The sequence below is a fragment of the Rhodococcus sp. (in: high G+C Gram-positive bacteria) genome (assembly GCF_049286785.1).
GTDB lineage: Bacteria > Actinomycetota > Actinomycetes > Mycobacteriales > Mycobacteriaceae > Rhodococcus_F.
On sequence record NZ_JBAQEO010000362.1, the window covers coordinates 1 to 1,994 of the forward strand.

Sequence of the window (1,994 nt, forward strand, 5' to 3'; positions counted from 1 at the left end):
CTGCATGAGATCGACCCCGCCACGGTAGGGCTTGGTAACTTCGGCAAGCCGGACGGGTACCTCGAACGTCAGCTGAGCCGCTGGGCACGCCAATGGGAGTCCTCGCGCACCGTCGACCGTCCCGAGGTTGCGGTCCTGCTCGACAAGCTCCGCCGCGCACTGCCGCAGTCCCGATTCCCTGGCATTGTGCATGGCGATGTCAAGCTCGACAACGTGCTCGTCGCCCGCGACGACCCCGCCCGGATCGTCGCCGTACTCGACTGGGAGATGGCCACTCTCGGCGACACCCTCACCGACGTCGGGATCATGCTCAGCTTCTGGGACGCCCCCGGGCGGGCGTTCAATCCGATCACCCGCGGACTGGCGGCCCTCGACGGATTCCCCACACACAGCGAACTGCTCGACCGCTACGCCGACCGCCGCGGCATCGAACTCCCCGAAATCGACTGGTACACCGTGTTCGCCGACTTCAAGATCGCGGTCATTCTGGAAGGTATCCACGCCCGGCACCGACAGGGCGAAACCGTCGGTGACGGGTTCGACGACGTGGGCGAGATGGTCGAGCCACTCCTGCAGCGTGCGCTCGACCTCGCCGCCGACTCCGCGCTCCCCGAACTTCGCCGCTGACAACCCACTCCAGATCGGAGACTGAACAATGGATTTCGAGTACAGCCCCAAGGTCAGGGAACTGCAGCAGAGACTGACTGACTTCATGCAGGATCGGATTCTGCCGGCCGAGGCGATCGCCGCGCGGCAGCTCGCGAGCAAACCCGACTACTGGGGTGCGCCCCCGATCATGGCGGACCTGAAGGCCGCCGCGAAACGTCAGGGACTGTGGAACCTGTTTCTGCCGGAGAAGGGTGGGGCCGGCCTGAGCAACCTCGAGTACGCGCCTCTCGCCGAGTTGACCGGCTGGAGCCCGCAGGTGGCGCCGGAAGCGCTGAACTGCAACGCGCCGGACACCGGCAACATGGAACTGCTGGCCCGCTTCGGCACCGACGAACAGAGGCAGCAGTGGCTCGCCCCGCTGCTCGAGGGTGAAATCCGCTCGTGCTTCTCGATGACCGAACCGGATGTGGCCAGCTCCGACGCCGCCAACGTGCGTCTCGAGATTGCCGAGGACGGTGATGACTGGGTGCTCACCGGCCGCAAGTGGTGGTCGAGCGCGGCGATGCGCGAGGACTGCCGCGTCGCGATGGTCATGGGTATCACCGACCCGGACGCTCAGGCTGGTTCGCGGCACTCGATCGTGCTCGTGCCCATGGACACACCCGGTGTGAACGTCATCCGTTCCACCAGCGTGCTGGGCTTCGACGACCGCCATGAGGGCGGCCATGCCGAGATCTTCTACGACCACGTTCGCGTGCCGAAGGCCAATCTCCTCGGCGAGCGCGGCAAGGGCTTCACCGCCGCGCAGGCTCGACTCGGTCCCGGGCGCATTCACCACTGCATGCGTCTGATCGGGATGGCGGAACGCGCGATCGCCCTGATGACCGAGCGCGCCCGCACGCGAGTCGCTTTCGGTAGGCCGCTATCCGAGGAGGGCGTCGTCCAGGCGACGATCGCCGATGCCCGCGTCAAGGTCGACGCGGCCCGCCTGATGAAGTTGCGCGCCGCGTGGAGGATGGACGTCGACGGCGCCAAGGAAGCGCGGCACGACATCGCAGCGGCCAAGATCATGGTGCCGCTGACAGTCAAGTGGATCGTCGACGAGGCCATGCAGATTTTCGGCGGGGCAGGTATGTCCCAGGACACCCCGTTGGCCATGCTCTACTCGCAGGCCCGGTTCCTGCAGATCGCCGACGGCCCGGACCAAGTTCACCGTCGCTCGCTCGCCCGCACCGAATTCAAGGTGACTCCGGTACTCAACGAGGTGCGCTGATGGGCGGCGACTAACAAGACTCATGTTCCGGGAGAAGCGAGCTCCCGGCTTCATCGCCGCTGACATTCAAGGCGGCGCAAGGTCGCCGCACTCGCGCTGGGCGCGTCGGCGG

2 protein-coding genes are annotated in these 1,994 nt (G+C 66.5%); both read left to right on the plus strand.

Annotated features, from left to right (window positions below; all coding sequences use genetic code 11):
• Positions 1-627: phosphotransferase family protein (locus tag WAW17_RS13415; protein WP_422333456.1), on the plus strand; the 627-nt coding region annotated here is incomplete at its 5' end.
• A gap of 28 nt (positions 628-655) precedes the next feature.
• Positions 656-1,882, plus strand: coding sequence for an acyl-CoA dehydrogenase family protein (locus WAW17_RS13420; protein ID WP_422333457.1), 1,227 nt, complete (start codon positions 656-658; stop codon positions 1,880-1,882).
• Positions 1,883-1,994 lie beyond the last annotated feature (112 nt).

Coding starts and splice junctions, on each gene's coding strand:
- WAW17_RS13420 (WP_422333457.1), top strand. CDS start 656: ATGGATTTCGAGTACAGCCCCAAGGTCAGGGAACTGCAGCAGAGACTG.